Here is a 14,886-nt window from a genome sequence, read left to right as displayed (position 1 = left end):
ATCCGTGAGGATTCGGGTGCGGCAGGACCTGGCCAACCGGCGGCGCAGAGAGGCTGGCGGGCAGAGTTGAGGGTGCCGCGGCGGGCCGGGCACGGCCGGGGCTTGGAGCAGCGGCATGCGCAGTTGTTCGCCGAAGGCCTTGAGCAGGCCCGTCTTCATGTGCAGCGGTTCGGGCATCTGGCCGTCGCGCACACCGATGGCCGGGTGCAGGAGGGGTTTGATCTGGGGCGGTGGCTGGCCAACCGACGTGCCGACGCGACGTCACTGACCAGGGAACAGGCGGAGCAGCTTCGACGGCTGGATGTGTGGTGGAACCCACCCTGGCCCGTCGACTGGCAGCGTGCCTGGTACCGGGCCCGCGCCCACGTGCACGAGCAGGGGCCGGTACACGGCGGCGACAACCTGACCGGGCTGCCGCGCTGGCTTCAGCGGTGGCTGCGCCACCAGATCACCCATTACGATCAACTGCACGAGGGTCAGCAGGTGCTGCTGGCCGAGCTCGGCCTGACTGCGGGCGAGGTCGAACGGTTCCACGCCTGGCCCGGACGGCGGCGTCCGACCGCCGATGGCCTGACTGTCGCCCGTGCTTATGCCGCCCGTCACGGCCACCTCGCCGTGTCCCGGCCCACTGCTGTAGACGGCTTCTCTCTGGGCACCTGGCTCAGCAATCAGCGTCAGCGCCAGCGCAGCCTTGGCCGGCCCACCCGGCTGGGCCACCATCTGACGGCCCTCGACGCGTGGTGGAACCCGCCCTGGCCGGTGGCCTGGCAGCGTATGTGGTGGGCCTGCCACCACCACCTGACCGGGCTCCCTGACGGTCTTGAGTGGTGGGCCGCCGCACCGAATGGTGAGCACGCCGCAGCCTCGCTGCGCGAGCAGAGTGCGCGACGACCGCTGCTGCAACCACGGCAGCAGTCTCTGGTCGATGAGCTGTTGTCGCTGGCTGGCGAAATACCGGTGTGGCAGCCGCGGATCAGCAACGTCGCCTGGCAAACGCTGTCCGGGCTGCTGCCCGCGCGCTCGCACACCGGCGGCCGCCCCCGCAGTGATCGGCAAATCCTGGAAGCCATCGTCCACATCGCCTGCACCGGACAGGCGTGGACACGACTTCCCTCAGCTCTGGGCACCTTCCAGGCCTGCCGACGCCGCTTCCTTCGCTGGCGCGACGACGGCACCCTCAAACGAATCTGCCGCACTGTCCTGCCTGAACAGGACGCCATCTGGCAGCAACGGCTGGGCGCCTACATCGGCTTGCCTGCATAAAGAGATCCGTAGCCGCGTGCACCAAGAGCGTGGTGTACTCCTGGTCGACGCATGGCCTGCAAGGGTTGGACGGCGTGCTGTCTGCTGATCGCCAAGACGCCCAGCTCTGCTTCGCGCTGACCGACCATGCTCAATCCAACGCTGACGACGCCTCGTGAAGACAGGCCAGGCATCGATACGGACTAGCGGTGACCTGGTCGCGCATATCTCGCCCGTCAGTCACTAGTGTTCCCCCTATGACCAGGACCTTGGATGGCCATCAGGCGGACGAGATGACAGCAGTTGAGCATGATTTAGTCCATCTTGCACGTATGGCGCTCGCCGGGCGCAGCCAGGATGTTCAGACCCTGCTGCAGCGCATGGCCAGACGCTACAGCCGTACCAACCGGGCAACTGCCGAGGCGTTGCAGTCCTTGCTGAGGGAAGCGCCGACGGCGGATGCGCCGCTGCGCGGCATGGGCAACGCCGCGCCGCTGCCGCTCGACATGGACAGCCGAGTGCCCCTGATCCGCCCTGATCATCTGGCTCCGTCGGTGACGCCTGTGCTGTCGTCGGGCGTCCGCGGGGCCGTTGATCAGCTCTGCGAGGAACGTCTGGGCTGCGACCGTCTCGTGCGGGCCGGTTTGACGCCGAGCAGTAGCGCCCTCTTCGTGGGGCCCCCTGGAGTCGGCAAAACGCTGGTGGCGCGGTGGATTGCCAGCCGCCTGAACCTGCCTCTCCTTGTCCTCGATCTGTCGTCCGTCATGAGCAGCTACCTGGGACGGACCGGCGGCAACATTCGCAAGGTCCTCGACTATGCGAAGGCCAGCCCCTCGATCCTCTTGCTGGACGAGCTCGACACGGTCGCCAAGAGACGGGATGACGGTGCCGAGGTCGGTGAGCTGAAGCGACTGGTCACCGTGCTGTTGCAGGAGATTGACGACTGGCCAGCCAGCTCGCTGCTCCTGGCGGCCACCAACCATGGTTCCCTGCTTGATCCCGCTGTCTGGCGCCGCTTCGAGGTGGTGATCGACTTCGCTCTGCCCGATGCAGCACAGCTGCGGCAGGCCCTCGGGCAGTACTGCGAAGACCAGGCTCCTGACGATGTCCTCACCGCCATCGCCCAGGCACTGAGCGCCCAGAGTGCATCGTACTCGGAGGCTCATCGTGTGGTGATGACTGCACGACGCCGCGCCGCCTTGTCCGATCAGCCGGTCGGCGAGGCGCTTCTGCGTGTCTGTGGCGAGCAGGTACGGCAATTGCCCTTTGCAGAGAGGGTGCGGTTGGCAGTGGATCTGGTGCAATCTGATCACATGTCGCAACGGCGTGTACACGAGCTGTCAGGAATCAGCAGGGACACGATCCGAAACCGTATGCGGCGGCAGGAGTCTGAGGGGTAGATCTCGAGGGGGAGCAGCCAGTGCCCGGACCGCACAACTTCTTACTCGGCCATGGGGAAAGGCTCGTTGAGGCAGTCACGCTGCCACCGGGGGGAGGCTCGACACCGCTGCCCTACACCGAGGACGAGGCCCGCACGCGTCTGCGCCCGCAAGTAAGGGAGGCGGTCCAGCACTTTTCCCGGCTGCCCGCCCAGGCCTGCCCGGACGGACAGGTCGTCGGCGTCCTGACGATGCATCCGCAGTTCATCGCCAAGAGCTACCATCCCCAACGGCTGTTAGACGACCTGGGCCTGTCCTACGTCGGCGCCCGCAACGCCACGGTGCGGCCCGAGAAATGGACCAACCCGTCGCGGTCGCCCGCAGCCGCTGAGACAGCCGAGCTGTTCATCTCCGGCCGGCGGGCGGCGTTCACCCTCTGGGCCCAGCGCATGGCGGCCGGCCCGCTGCCAGGAGGCGATCAGTTACGGAAGGTCGAGTCCTTCCGCGCACCCACCCCTCGTGAGCGGCAGCGCAACATGACGCGTCTGGCCGCAGGATCACTCGTGGAAGTCGGTCTGCACCTGCCCCACCGGATCCGTTCCAAGGTCCTCACTGGCTTCGCCGACTACGTCGACTCCCTCGGCGGCACTGCCGAGGTCACCCACGCCCTACGCCTGCAGGGAATCGCCTTCGTCCCGGTGCGGCTGGATCGCGAAGCCCTCGACCAGCTGGCCCAGTTCGCGTTTGCCCGTGTGATCCGGCCCATGCCGAAGCTTAGGGCTTTCCACCCCGTCGAGCGCGCCACAACGGCCACCGGTCTCAAAGCCCCGGCCCTGCCCAACACCGAAGCAGTCGACCCCGAAGTGAAGATGGCCGTCCTCGACGGAGGCCTCCCCGAGGACGGCCCGATGGCCCCATGGGCACGCTCATACGAGGCGCCCGGCATCGGTGCCGCCGCCGGTGACTACCTCGATCACGGCCACAACGTGACCTCAGCAGCCCTGTTCGGGCCCCTCGTCCCCGGACAGACGGCACCGCGCCCCTTCGGCACCGTCGACCACTTCCGCGTCGTCGACCAAGATCCCGAAGACGGTCTCGCCCTCTACCGGACCCTGGACCGCGTCGACACGGTGCTGCGGGAGAACCCACACGAACTCGTCAATCTCAGCCTCGGTCCCGACCTGCCCATCGAAGATGACGAAATCCATCCCTGGACCGCGCTGCTGGACTCATGGCTCTCCGACGGCAAACGCCTGCTGACCATCGCCGCGGGCAACAACGGCGCCCTGGACCAGCCCTCCGGCAACGCACGCATACAGGTGCCCTCCGACAGTGTCAACGCCCTCTCGGTCGGTGCGGCCGACTCCACGCGCCCCTCATGGCGGCGCGCCTCGTACAGCGCTCTGGGCCCGGGGCGCTGCCCCGGCATGGTCAAGCCCGATGTGCTCAGCTTCGGCGGGGACCACAAGGAACCGTTCTTCTTCGCCGCACCGTACGGCCAGCAGGCGCCGCCGATGTCGCTCGGCACCAGTTTCGCCGCGCCCAGCGCCCTGCGGATGGCGGCTGGCATCCGGGCGCACTTCGGTCCCGTCCTTACCCCGCTCGCTTTGAAAGCCCTGCTCGTCCACTGCGCGGAGGACAACGAGCAGGACACCTCCGAACGAGGCTGGGGCCGGCTGCCCACCACGCTGGAGGACTACGTCGTCTGCCCGCCCCACACTGCCCGCGTCGTCTACCAGGGAAAGCTGGCCCCCAAGCAGACCGTGCGCATGTTCCTGCCGCTGCCCGAATCGGTGACCGCAGGGAACGTGCAGATCACCGCGACGTACTGCATCGCTTGCCCCACCGACCCACGGGCACCGCGCAACTACACCACCAGCGCGTTCGAGCCCTTCTTCCGTCCCCACATGGAGCGGCTCAACCCGTCCGGGAACGTGCCCAAATCCGAGCCGTTCTTCCAGGCCCGCGACTACATGACCGAACAGGAACTGCGCGCGGACGCCCACAAGTGGGAGACCGTCAAACACAAGACGGCCGTCTTCAAGGCAGACCGCCTCAAGCGGCCAGCCTTCGACGTGCGCCACGTCTTCCGCCTGGACGACCTCCCATCGGACACCGACCCAGAAGTGTCCTACGCCCTGGTCGTCACGCTGAAGGCGCCGGCCGTACCTGACCTCTACGACCAGGTCGTCCGCACCTACGCAGCCCGACTCGAGATCCTGCAACCCGTCATCGCCATCCCCATCCCCCTTCGCCCCTGACAACAGCGCATCGCCCCGCTCCGCCTCCGGGGCCGTTTACGACCCTCGCAATACCGAAGCTCAGGCGACTGGAGAAGAGGGGCGGGCTACGCGGGCAGGCTCGTCGTGTGGAAGCATGCCTGCCTCGTCGATGAGAGGCACCACAACGGGATACAGGTCTTCTCCGGCGGGGTTGGCGAGCCCATTGTGGCGCTGCGCCACGGAAAATCCGGCGCCCGAGATCAGGTCCGCGAGCTGCAGTGATGGGTGCTGTGTGGACTGCCCTCGCAGCAGGTGCCCCAGGTGCACTCCCCTGGACAGGTGGCGGAAGTCGGGATGCCCGCGGTCACGTGCTTCCCTCTCGATGTCGTCAAGGTTCGCATCGGACAGGGCTCTTTGGTCGTCCACCAGCATGTTGACCCTGCCCAGTTTTCGGGACCAGTTTGCGGTGATCGCAGAAACGGCCGGGATGAGAGGTTCCAGTGCCTGCGGGAGAATCGCGTCCGGCCCATGTGCATCCTGGACGTATTCGGTGGCTTCCTGCCGGGTGGTGCGCAGCAGTGCCAAGGCTTCGGTGACGTTGCGGCGGCGGGAACGAGCCCAGGCTTCCTCCACGACCTCATAGAAATCATCGACTGTGACCTGCTGGTCCCGGTTCTTTTGTGAGGTGAAGGCAACGGTGGACGACAACAGTCGGTCGAAGAGCGCCGGTCCCAGGGCACGCGGCCCCTCGTCGAACAAGCTGCGGGCCATCTTGCGTGCACGGCCGGCTTTGTAGAGGTTGCGTCCCTGCTTGTAGGCCTGTTCCTCGACGAACAAGTCGATCAGCTTGCCCACGACGAAGTAATGCTTGTCGATCAGATAGACCGATGCCCTCTCGTGCAAGGCACCGCCCGGTGCCAGCAGCGCGGACAAAACCAAGCGCCGCTGGCCATTCTTCGGTCCGGCGAAGACCTTGGAGAACTTCAGCTCGGGTGCTTGCAGGCGGGTGGCGGTGCGGATCTCGTCCACGATGGGCTCGGCGTCGGCGTCACTGATGGCGACTGATCCGATCGACAGGTAGCGGCTGCGCTGCTCGCCATGCAGTTGGTCCCCGTCCCACCCCGATTCGTCGACAGCCACCCACCGTCCCTCCTCCTCGATGTCCGTGGTGGCGCTGGGCTGGTTGCGGCGGGCGTAGTTCGGGCCGAGCAGGCCTGTGCCCGGGTTGGGGCTGCGGGAAGGATCACTCATGGGTGTGATGATGCGACGCACGGTGCTGGCTAGGCAACGCATTACCAGGGTGCACGGGCCGTCGGGCGTGGCCCCACCGGTCGTCGCCGCGCCGTCTACTCGGCGGTCTTCATCCCAAACGGAAACCTGCTGGTCAGCAGCGGCGCCAACCAGACGATCCGTCTGTGGAACCCCGCCCGCTGAACGACCGTCGGGCCTTCTGCCCCTCCGGCTGTTTCCGTAAGGCAGCGCGTGCCTCCGTGCGAGGACCGCCGCAGTATGGCTCCGGCGCGCAGCAGCGCGATAGCGTCAGAGTCGGCGCGGGCATGCCGGTGCCTGGTTCCCGCCGAGCGAACTGGCCAGCCTCAGGAGGCCTTTGTGGATTTCACCCCCGGTGAGCGGGATGCCATCGCCGCCCATGCGTCCGCCCTGGGAGTGTCCCCGGATGAATACATCCGCCGTACGGCAGCCGAACGGGCCCTGGCCTCGCAGCGCGAGTGTGAAGCCTTCCAGGCCCTGGCACAGCGGCGCGGCTGTACGGCCGAGGACCTGGCACACCGCGGAAGCCTCACCGACAGCGACCTCTGACCAGAGCCTTCAGCTTCCAGATCCGGCCGCAGGCCGCAACGCGCACCCGCTGTTGCCGGGTTGGCGGGAACGACTTGCGGAGCCCAGTCCTCGGCCCAGAGCACCCGCCGGCAGCGCCTGCGCATGACCGGACGGCTCGTTTCCGACCAGCCGCGGGGCGACCAGGTACCCGGGTCCCTAGATCGCCGCAATCAGGGCGGTACCTAGGGGACGCGGTGGATCAGCCCGGCTGCGAACCACTGCACCAGTGTGGTGGCCAAGTGGACCGCCATCTCCGCCTCCTGCTGGGTTTCGAGCCGCGTGAGGCTCTGCGAGCCGTGCCGAGAGGTCTGTCCTTGCCACAAACGCCGCATCATGTCCGCTACCAGCTCGATATCGTCCGCGCTGCCGGCCGCCGGAATCGCCGTGGCGAACCGCTGCGGCGAGTTGCGCATGACACCCAGCATCGTCCCAAGGGTCGCCTTGGCATTGTTCGGCTCAACGAGAGCCTGAGCGGCTGACTCCACCGCCTTGATCGCTTCGCTGTACGCCTTGGAGGAATCCGGGTCGCGCCCGTACACACACTTCCAAGCCGCCGCCAGGTGATCGGCGGCAGACCCGCTGCTCGGCGTACGCGACGCGGCGAGCGCGCCGGCCACGGCCTGCTGAGCCGTGGTGTTGACCCGAAGCTCAAGGCCAGTACGAGCATCATTCACGCGGTAGGCAGAGCCCCCGAGCGTCAGCATGTCCTGCAGAGCGGCGATGGCCCTGTTTCGATCGGCGTTGCCGTCCGCGTAGCCACTCGACCTGTAGGCCCGCGGGCTGCCAGGCTCCGGCTCGGGCGGTGCGCTGAAGCTCAGCATCGCGTCGATGACGTCGAGCAGTTGCTTGCCGGTGGTGCGGCTCGCTAGGAACTTGGCAGGCGAGTACTCGTGCCGGCCGGTGTCCACGCGCAGCCGCAGATGCAAAGCGACCCTCTGAGCGTTGTCCTCGTCGTCTTGGAGGATCTCCATGACCCATCGCCGCAGGGGAATCTCCAAGTGCTCGGGGACGTCCTCAACGAGGGCCTCACCCACCGATCGCCGGGGATCCGCCGCCAGCGGATCACGTTGCTTCTTACGGCCACTTCTGAACATGAAGCGAACCGTAGCTCCGCCCCCTGACACCTACCGAGATTTTCGGGGGCGTGGAAGGGCCGCCTGCTCGATTCGGCATCAGGTGGGGCGGCCCTCACCAGGGCGCATGGTGGAGGGCTGCCCGCGCCCTGCCGTCCTGTCGGAGCAGGGCACTACGACGCTAGGCCGCTCTTCCTCTGAGTTCCGCCCGACGCGACGATCTTGCCTGGAATACAGCCCACGCGGCTGATCCCCTCGAAGAGTTGCGCCCTCTCGGACCGCGGGCACGGAAGGTTCCACGTAAGGCAGTTCACTCCTCCACAAGAAGCCTCTCCCGCAGCTGGGCCAGCGTGCGCGCCAGTAGCCGGGAGACGTGCATCTGAGAGATGCCGACCTCCTGCGCGATCTGCGACTGGCTCATGTTGCCGAAGAAACGCAGCAGCAGGATCCGCTTCTCCCGGGGTGGGAGGTCCTCCAGCAACGGCTTGAGGGACGCGCGGTACTCGACGCCCTCGAGTGCCGCCTCCTCAACTCCCAGGGTGTCCGCAACCACTGGGGATTCATCGTCGGTGTCGGGGACGTCCAGCGACAGCGTCGAGTACGCGTTGGCGGACTCCAGGCCCTCCAGGACCTCCTCCTCCGAGATCGCCAGCTTCTCGGCCAGCTCGTGGACCGTGGGCGGTCGGCCGTACGCCTGCGAGAGCGCTGAGGTGGCCGTGGTGAGCGCGAGGCGCAGTTCCTGCAGGCGCCGCGGGACGCGCACTGCCCAGCCTTTGTCGCGGAAGTGCCGCTTGATCTCGCCGACGACCGTCGGGGTCGCATACGTCGAGAACTCGACGCCGCGCTCCGGGTCGAAGCGGTCCACGGACTTGATCAGGCCGATGGTGGCGACCTGGGTGAGGTCGTCCAGCGGCTCGCCGCGGTTGCGGAAGCGGCGCGCGAGATGCTCGACGAGCGGCAGGTGCATACGGACCAGCTTGTTGCGCAGCTCCGCGTACTCCGGGCTGCCGTCGTTCAGGGCGCGCAGTTGCAGGAACATCGCTCGCGCGTTGCTGCGGTCTGCTGCGGGCGGAGTGCGGTGGGCCGACTGGGGGGCGGGCTGCGTCTGGGTCCGCCGCTTGACCCTGGCGAGCGCGGACTCGACGTCGTGGGCCGTGGCCACGAGCGCTCCGATCGGTCCTTCACTGGCCATCAGGGTTTCGCGCAGCGCGGCAATATCGTCCTCGTCGTGGTGGTCGGCCATCACTGCTTCCCGCCCTCGACGCACCGCTCCTGCAGACAGTGCGGCTGCATTGTCCTCGTCGTGGTGGCCGGTCATCGCTGCCTCCCCTCGCCCGTGTCGATCACGCCCAACTCATGCAGCTGGCTGCGTACATCTTCCAGCGCCTGGCGGGCACGGTGCAGATGCACGCGCGCCGTCGCCACCTGGATGCGCATCTCCTTCGCGGCATCCCCCAGCGGCTGTCCGGCAATCGCGCAGCGGCCCATCACTTCGCGCTGTTTGTCGCTGAGGGACACGATGCGCTCCAGCACGGTGCGGTAGGCGCCGCGCGCATCCATCAACGATGCCAGGTCCACCTCCGCCGCGGCCCGGTCATGATGCTCGGTGTCGAAGCCGACCGAGCCTGCATCCTTCTGCAGCCGCAGCACCTCGCGCACGACGGTGGTACGCAGCCAGGCCGGCCAAGCCCGGACCGGCTCCAGGTGAGGTGCGTTCCAACGCTGCCAGCACTGAAGAAAGGCCTCCTGCACTGCGTCGTCGGCCAAGGTACGGCGCCCTCCGGAGACGAAGATCGCCTGCGCCAGAAGGGGCCGGTACCACTGGCGGAACAGGGCGTCGAACTGCTCCTCCGGCGGGGCCGTCATTGAGGATCCTGTGCGTCCAGGCGGACGCTCCATGCGGTGCCGTCCTGGTCGCTCACCTCGGCCATCCCCCCTCGGACGGACAGTGCGCGCGCCATCCGGGCCATCGCCCGGGCACGCACCCGCTCCCTCAGCAGGTATCCGCAGGCCTGGACGGCAGCGCCCGCAGTAGCCGCCCCAGTGCCCACTATCACCCAACTCCACTGCTCTGTCACGGCGTTAGCCTCCCGAGGCTCGGTGCGCTGTCACCGAGTAGAGGAATCGGGCGCCGAAAACGTGTACACGCCCCGCTGGACAGAGGGTCGGCACATCGTCGGAGCGGAGCGTGGGACCCCTTGGACCGCACCGGAACGGTGACGATGAAAAAGCCGCATGGCCCTCCTCGGGAGGGCACGACGCTGTTGGGCCTCCCCGGGCCGCGGTCGATCTGGTCTGGTACATCCTCCTGCGCGGCCCGAAGCCGGTGAGATGGGCGGCCGTCACTCTGCAGCAACGGCTCACCGCGGTGGGTTCTGCGGCATGCTGGCCTCGACGATGGCTGTTGCCATCGTCGGTGTAAACCGATGCTGCTCGGTCAGCAGGCGTGTCACGACGGGGCGAAGTTGGGCCAGGAACTCGTCGGCCGTCGGTAGTTGCAGTTCCGGGGTGGGCTGTCTGCTCAGAGTGCGCTGGCGGGATACTGCTTGGCTGCTCGCCTCGAGTGCCTTGAGTGCGGCGGGATGCAGAGTTTGCGCTGGCTCCGGGCCGATTCCGGTCGCTAGCAGGGTTTCGGCGGTCAGCTGTACGACGGCCGGGATCATCTCCTGTGGCGCCAGCAGTGCCGTTGCGCCTGCGATCGCCTGGTGGAGCCAGCCTGCGAGCTGTTCGGGAGCGTTCTCCCATACCTTCTCGGCGATGTGTGCCCACCGTGTTCTGAGCGGTTCAATCGTCCAGAAGTGGGGCCTGCTGAACGAGGCGGCTGCGGCGGCTGGTGCCCAGTCCTGCGCTTGGGCGAGGTCGGTGATCTCCTGCGTGGTGACAGGCAGATCCACGACGTGGGACTTGAGTAGCGTGCGGAGGTCGTCGCGGTAGCGCTCGTGGGTGAACTCCGGATAGTCGCTGTGGTCGGTGAGTAGGCGTAGGAGCGCAACGGTGCCGAAGGTCGGGATGCCGACCTTGATGAGCAGTTCGCGTAGTGCCGCGTCGTCGCACCACAGGGCGGTCCCAGTGTCCAGGGCATGCTGGGCGGCAGACAGCCACGCGGCGGTTTCCTGGTCGGGAACATCATGCAGGTCGAGCCGGCGTCGGATCTCGGTGAGGTCTGGGACGTCAACGGTCTGCAGGGCGGGGATGATCTGGGAGAACGCGGCGGCTTGACGGCTGTGTTCTCTCCTGTCCTGGTCGGAGTATTTCGTGAGGATGAAGCGTCCGCCACGTACGCCGAGTTGGCCGGAGGATCGCAGCATCTCGTCCAGGGCGTAGCGGGTGTTGATGATGTCGTCGAACACGGCGCGTGGGACGGGGGCAGCGACGAAGACGGCCCTGAGCTGGTCGAACCGTCCGGGGAGGAGTGTGGTGAGGGCCAGGGCGCTGGGGTCGAGCACGGCGGTGCGGTTCAGCGCGTCGTTTGCGGCCCGGACTTCGGAGGCGACGTGTTGTGGGTTGAGCGTGCAGGCGGGGATGAGCCCGGCGGCCCGATGAATCACCGCGAGGGCGACGGGGCGTCCTGCCGCCCAGGCAAGCATCCCGGTCGTGAGGGTGCCGACGCGTACGGCGTCTGCGGCGGCTTCGAGCAGTGGTTCGCGGGGGCCCAGGGTTCGTTCGACGTGCTGCAGGAGGTCTTGAGCGCCTTGGATGGTGGTGAGTGAGCGGGTTGCTATCGCATCGGCTAAGAGGTCTTGCAGTCTTCGGCCGAGTTGATCTGGCAGTACGAGCGCTGCAGGTGCTGTCTCATGGCAGGCCGGGTCCGCCGTTTTTGCGGAGGTGGCCGAGGTGCGTTCGGGGGCCGGTTCTCCGGTGGCGAGGAGGACGCCGTTCAGGAGTGCTCCGGTCAATTCGGGGTCCTGGCAGCGGTAGCGCTCGGCGAGGTCGACCGCTGTCTCCGCGAGTGCGGGCGTCCATCCCGACCATCCGGTCAGGGTGAGCCATGCCCGTGCGTCGTGTGTGTTGCGGATTTGCGGGGCGAACCGGGCAAGCGTGTCGCGTGCGGTCTCCAGCTTGCGGGCGTTGAGCTGGGCGTGGATCGCCGCCCAGGCAAGGGGCAGTGTCTGTGGGGGGACGGTTCCTGCTGCTCCTTCCAGGGCGGTGATGTGCTCGATGCCGGTTTCTTCGGCCAGCCCGACCAGGGCGTGTTCTTCCATGTCGTCCCAGTCCGCGCGTTCCTGGGCCCACTGGATGACCATCCGGCGCAACTGGCTGCGCAGTTCGGCTGACAGGAACGGGCGTCCCAGCAGTGTCAGGGTTTTCAGACGGGCCTGTTCCCTGTCGCCGGCCCGGTCCCACCGGTCGATGGCGAGTGCCCTGAGGTGGGTGTCGCCGAAGCGCCGTCCGGCGCGTTCAGCAGCTTCCGCGGCCAGCACCAACTGTCCTTGGTGCTCGTACTGTTCGACGAGTGTCATCGCGGCTACCACGCTGTGGCTTTCCCAAATGCGCAGCCGGCGGATGGCGGCATCGACGTCGCCGTTGACGGCATCGGCCACGGCCCGGCGGGTCTGGTAGACGGCTTCGGGCAGAGCCCCTTGTTCACGCAGTTCGTCGAGGCGAGGCACCGGCCAGAGGCCGTGGCTGGTCAGGGCGAATGCGGCCTCCGCTCGATGCTCGTCGGTGGTTGCGCCGTCTGCCGCGGCCTGCCAGGCGGCGATGCGCTCGGCACGGCCTACAGCAGGATCTGCCTCGCGTGCGTACGCGGCCAGTTGGAGCTTCTCGCCATGTCCGGTGATGTGAGCAGCGAGTGTCTCCGCGAGGTCCGTGCGGCCCGATTTGTGGGCCAGCCGTACCGCCTCGACCAGGAGGGTCTGGGAGGTGATCTCTGGTCCGTAGGCGTCTCCCTCTGGCTCGGCGATCGCGGTGTGGATGGCGGCGGTGATGTCACCGGACATCACTCGGGCCTCGAGGAGGATGGCCGCGGCGCGGGCGCTGGGGCCCCGCCAGCGTCGGTACTCGGCGCGTGCGGCCTGTGCCAGACGCTGGGCTCGGCCGGTGTCGAAGGACGCCTGGTGGGGCGCGCCGACTGCGCTGCGGCGCAACAGGCACTGTGCGAGGTCGAGTTGCACAGCAGGTTCATTGGGAGCAAGTCGCAGCGCCCTTTCGAGCATGTCCTCGCCTTCCTCGTGGCGATCGGCTGCGAAGTGGCAGTAGGCCGTGAAGCGCAGGATGTTGACGTCTTTGATCGCGGCTGGATCCCCGGCCGCTAGTGCAAGTTCCACGGCGTCCGGCAGGCGTGCGGGGTGCTGTCCTCCGGCGTCGAGGAAAGCTCGGGTGGCCGCGACGAGCACGGTGGTGCCTTCCTCCTGAGCGGCGTCCAGCAGTCGGCGCGCGTGCTCGGGAGCGTGCTCAACGGCCGAGAATGCAGCCAGGGCTAGCAGGCGTCCGCGGTCGCCCGGGGCCGCGGCGGCGGCACGCTCCAGGGCTTCGGCAGCGGGTATGCCGACTTCGTGAGAGCTGGCGTAGGCGGCAACAGCCCGCCAGACTCCTTCTTCGCGCTCGGCCTCCACATCGGTGAACCAGACAGGCGGAGCGCTCAATAGCTGCCGGACGGCTTGAGTCGGGTCGTCGGCATCCGCAAGGAAAACGGCCAGGTCTAGAGCGTGAGCGGCGCGGGCTTGGTGTTCACGCAGCAGTTGGATGCGGGTATCGCCCGGCAGACGATCTGCTGCATGCTGGAAGGGGTCGACGTCGTCCTGAAGCCGAGCGGGGCGGGCCAGCGCCTCGGCATTGGCCTGGTCTATCTGCTGGTCGACGGGGACGAACACCTTGTAGTTCTTGCCCGTCCTCACCAGGGTGTCGGGGGTGACGTGTTGCCAGTGGACACGTTCGGTGTTCGGGTCAAACAGCAGCAGGGTGACCGGCAGAGAGTGGTTGCTCCAGTAGGCCACGTGCGCAGCGTCGCAGGGATACCACCAACCCCCTTCGGCGGCAGCCGTGAACTGGCTCTCCCCGGACTTGATCTGCACTGCCAACAGGCGTCCGGTCGGTTTGCCCGTCGTTTTGGCGGCGAGGCTGGCGCCGGTGACGACTTCAAGGTGCGCGTCGATCCCAACGTCACTCGTCTCCTGCTCACGAAACAGCCAGCCGAGCCGGGTGATCACCAGATAGCCGGTCATCGTGACGCCCGCACGGTCAACGAGATGAGTTGGGCGCACAGTCGTCACGTCATGTTCTCTTTCTGCCCTGGCACGTGAGTGCACCGTGGTGCTCAACAAAATCCTAGGAGGCACCACTGACAATGTCGGGGCTGGCTGAGTGCTGGCCAGGGCAGCGCCGGCTCCCGCGGGCTCCTTCCAGCGTGGGCACACCAAGACGTGGGCTGTCCGGCGCGCTTTCAACACGCCCTTCGCTCGTCGGAATTCGTGTTGGCCGTCGTACCAGCGGTAGCGGAGCCTGGATGCCCCCGTCGGGCGTCGCCTCACCGGTCATCGCCGCGCCGTCGACTCGGTGGTCTTCATCCCCAACGGGGACGAGGAACTGGCACACCTCGGAAGCCTCGCCGACAGCGACTCTGACCAGAGCCTTCAGCTTCCAGATCCGGCCGTAGGCCGCAACGTGCACCCGCTGTTGCAGGGTTGGCGTGAGCGGCTTGCGGCGGCCCCAGTACTCGGTCCAGAGCACCTGCTGGCAGTGCCTTCGCTTGACTGGCGCGGCTCGTTTCCGGCCAGCCGCGCCACTGGTCCCATCGTGGACAGCATCGGCCCCGTTCCTGGCAGTTGAGATGGGGCGGCGGGGCCGTGTGTTCTATGGCTAAAAGGTTAGGTTCAGGCGGCACATCTCACTGCAAGGTCAGCCTGCGAGAGCCACAATGGCCGTCACCAGGGCGGCGGTTACGGTCACGGTGGCGGCGAAGGCGGCAGCAGCTCGGGTGATGGCCGCCGGATAGCTAGCGCCATCGCGGCGTGAAAGGTAACCCGCTCCGGCTGCGGCCGTGATGGCAAGCACGATGGTGGCCAGGACAGTGAACAGGGCCAGGGCGAAGCGGTTCGACACGGTGACGGCTCCTCTTCTGGGACGGGGCAGCACGGGGATTGTGCTGACTGCAAATGTGGTGGGGAGCGCGTTCGCCAGGGTTCAGGTGAA

The 14,886-nt window shown here is 67.4% G+C and carries 11 protein-coding genes and 1 pseudogene; 5 read left to right on the top strand and 7 right to left on the bottom strand.

Translation table 11 applies throughout. The features are described from left to right. Window positions 1-102 precede the first annotated feature (102 nt). The 3 genes from ACFY1E_RS39450 (at window position 103) to ACFY1E_RS39440 (ending at window position 4,882) form a co-directional block, all read left to right on the top strand. The gene (locus ACFY1E_RS39450) at window positions 103-1,263 is read left to right on the top strand and encodes a Helicase associated domain protein (protein WP_389085208.1); all 1,161 of its coding nucleotides are present in this window, start codon (window positions 103-105) and stop codon (window positions 1,261-1,263) included. A 236-nt stretch (window positions 1,264-1,499) separates the two neighbouring features. Further along, a complete protein-coding gene (locus ACFY1E_RS39445) occupies window positions 1,500-2,642 on the top strand; it encodes an AAA family ATPase (protein WP_389085206.1) in 1,143 nt (380 codons plus the stop codon). A 20-nt stretch (window positions 2,643-2,662) separates the two neighbouring features. After that, window positions 2,663-4,882: a S8 family peptidase gene (locus ACFY1E_RS39440; protein ID WP_389085204.1), complete on the top strand. Its 2,220-nt coding sequence runs from the start codon at window positions 2,663-2,665 to the stop codon at window positions 4,880-4,882. A 60-nt stretch (window positions 4,883-4,942) separates the two neighbouring features. Here the strand turns inward: ACFY1E_RS39440 and ACFY1E_RS39435 are convergent, their stop codons facing one another. Continuing rightward, a complete protein-coding gene (locus ACFY1E_RS39435; protein WP_389085201.1) occupies window positions 4,943-6,094 on the bottom strand; it encodes a hypothetical protein in 1,152 nt (383 codons plus the stop codon). A gap of 96 nt (window positions 6,095-6,190) precedes the next feature. Between ACFY1E_RS39435 and ACFY1E_RS39430 the strand changes: the two are divergent. Further along, window positions 6,191-6,277 (top strand): annotated as a pseudogene (locus tag ACFY1E_RS39430) (hypothetical protein); the annotation flags it as partial. 174 nt (window positions 6,278-6,451) lie between these two features. Continuing rightward, the gene (locus tag ACFY1E_RS39425) at window positions 6,452-6,661 is read left to right on the top strand and encodes a hypothetical protein (protein ID WP_389085199.1); all 210 of its coding nucleotides are present in this window, start codon (window positions 6,452-6,454) and stop codon (window positions 6,659-6,661) included. Between the two features lie 203 nt (window positions 6,662-6,864). Here the strand turns inward: ACFY1E_RS39425 and ACFY1E_RS39420 are convergent, their stop codons facing one another. From ACFY1E_RS39420 to ACFY1E_RS39395, 6 genes are all read right to left on the bottom strand, one after another. Further along, window positions 6,865-7,776 (bottom strand): hypothetical protein, encoded by a 912-nt coding sequence (locus tag ACFY1E_RS39420; RefSeq protein WP_389085196.1) that lies wholly within the window; start codon window positions 7,774-7,776, stop codon window positions 6,865-6,867. A 289-nt stretch (window positions 7,777-8,065) separates the two neighbouring features. Then, entirely contained in the window at window positions 8,066-9,073 is a 1,008-nt protein-coding gene (locus ACFY1E_RS39415) for an RNA polymerase sigma factor SigF (protein ID WP_389085194.1), read from the bottom strand. After that, a complete protein-coding gene (locus tag ACFY1E_RS39410) occupies window positions 9,070-9,621 on the bottom strand; it encodes an RNA polymerase sigma factor (protein ID WP_389085192.1) in 552 nt (183 codons plus the stop codon). Before ACFY1E_RS39410 ends, ACFY1E_RS39415 begins: the two co-directional genes overlap by 4 nt. Further along, window positions 9,618-9,833 (bottom strand): hypothetical protein, encoded by a 216-nt coding sequence (locus ACFY1E_RS39405; RefSeq protein WP_389085189.1) that lies wholly within the window; start codon window positions 9,831-9,833, stop codon window positions 9,618-9,620. The genes ACFY1E_RS39410 and ACFY1E_RS39405 overlap by 4 nt, the downstream gene beginning before the upstream one ends. A gap of 282 nt (window positions 9,834-10,115) precedes the next feature. Next, window positions 10,116-13,967 carry a DUF4365 domain-containing protein gene (locus tag ACFY1E_RS39400; RefSeq protein ID WP_389085187.1) on the bottom strand — a complete coding sequence of 1,284 codons (3,852 nt, stop codon included), beginning with the start codon at window positions 13,965-13,967 and terminating at the stop codon, window positions 10,116-10,118. A 625-nt stretch (window positions 13,968-14,592) separates the two neighbouring features. Next, the gene (locus tag ACFY1E_RS39395) at window positions 14,593-14,796 is read right to left on the bottom strand and encodes a hypothetical protein (protein ID WP_389085184.1); all 204 of its coding nucleotides are present in this window, start codon (window positions 14,794-14,796) and stop codon (window positions 14,593-14,595) included. Between the last annotated feature and the right edge of the window lie 90 nt (window positions 14,797-14,886).

Origin of the sequence: Streptomyces sp. NPDC001604 (assembly GCF_042893475.1) — a bacterium.
In the GTDB taxonomy this organism is placed as follows: Bacteria; Actinomycetota; Actinomycetes; order Streptomycetales; family Streptomycetaceae; genus Streptomyces.
Note: the sequence above shows the minus strand (reverse complement) of the source record. Positions and strands in the feature narration are given on the sequence as shown.

Bases quoted from the DNA above. Each gene is read 5' to 3' on its own strand.
- ACFY1E_RS39435 (WP_389085201.1), bottom strand. From the start codon at position 6,094: ATGAGTGATCCTTCCCGCAGCCCCAACCCGGGCACAGGCCTGCTCGGC.
- ACFY1E_RS39410 (WP_389085192.1), bottom strand. From the start codon at position 9,621: ATGACGGCCCCGCCGGAGGAGCAGTTCGACGCCCTGTTCCGCCAGTGG.
- ACFY1E_RS39420 (WP_389085196.1), bottom strand. From the start codon at position 7,776: ATGTTCAGAAGTGGCCGTAAGAAGCAACGTGATCCGCTGGCGGCGGAT.
- ACFY1E_RS39445 (WP_389085206.1), top strand. From the start codon at position 1,500: ATGACCAGGACCTTGGATGGCCATCAGGCGGACGAGATGACAGCAGTT.
- ACFY1E_RS39415 (WP_389085194.1), bottom strand. From the start codon at position 9,073: ATGACCGGCCACCACGACGAGGACAATGCAGCCGCACTGTCTGCAGGA.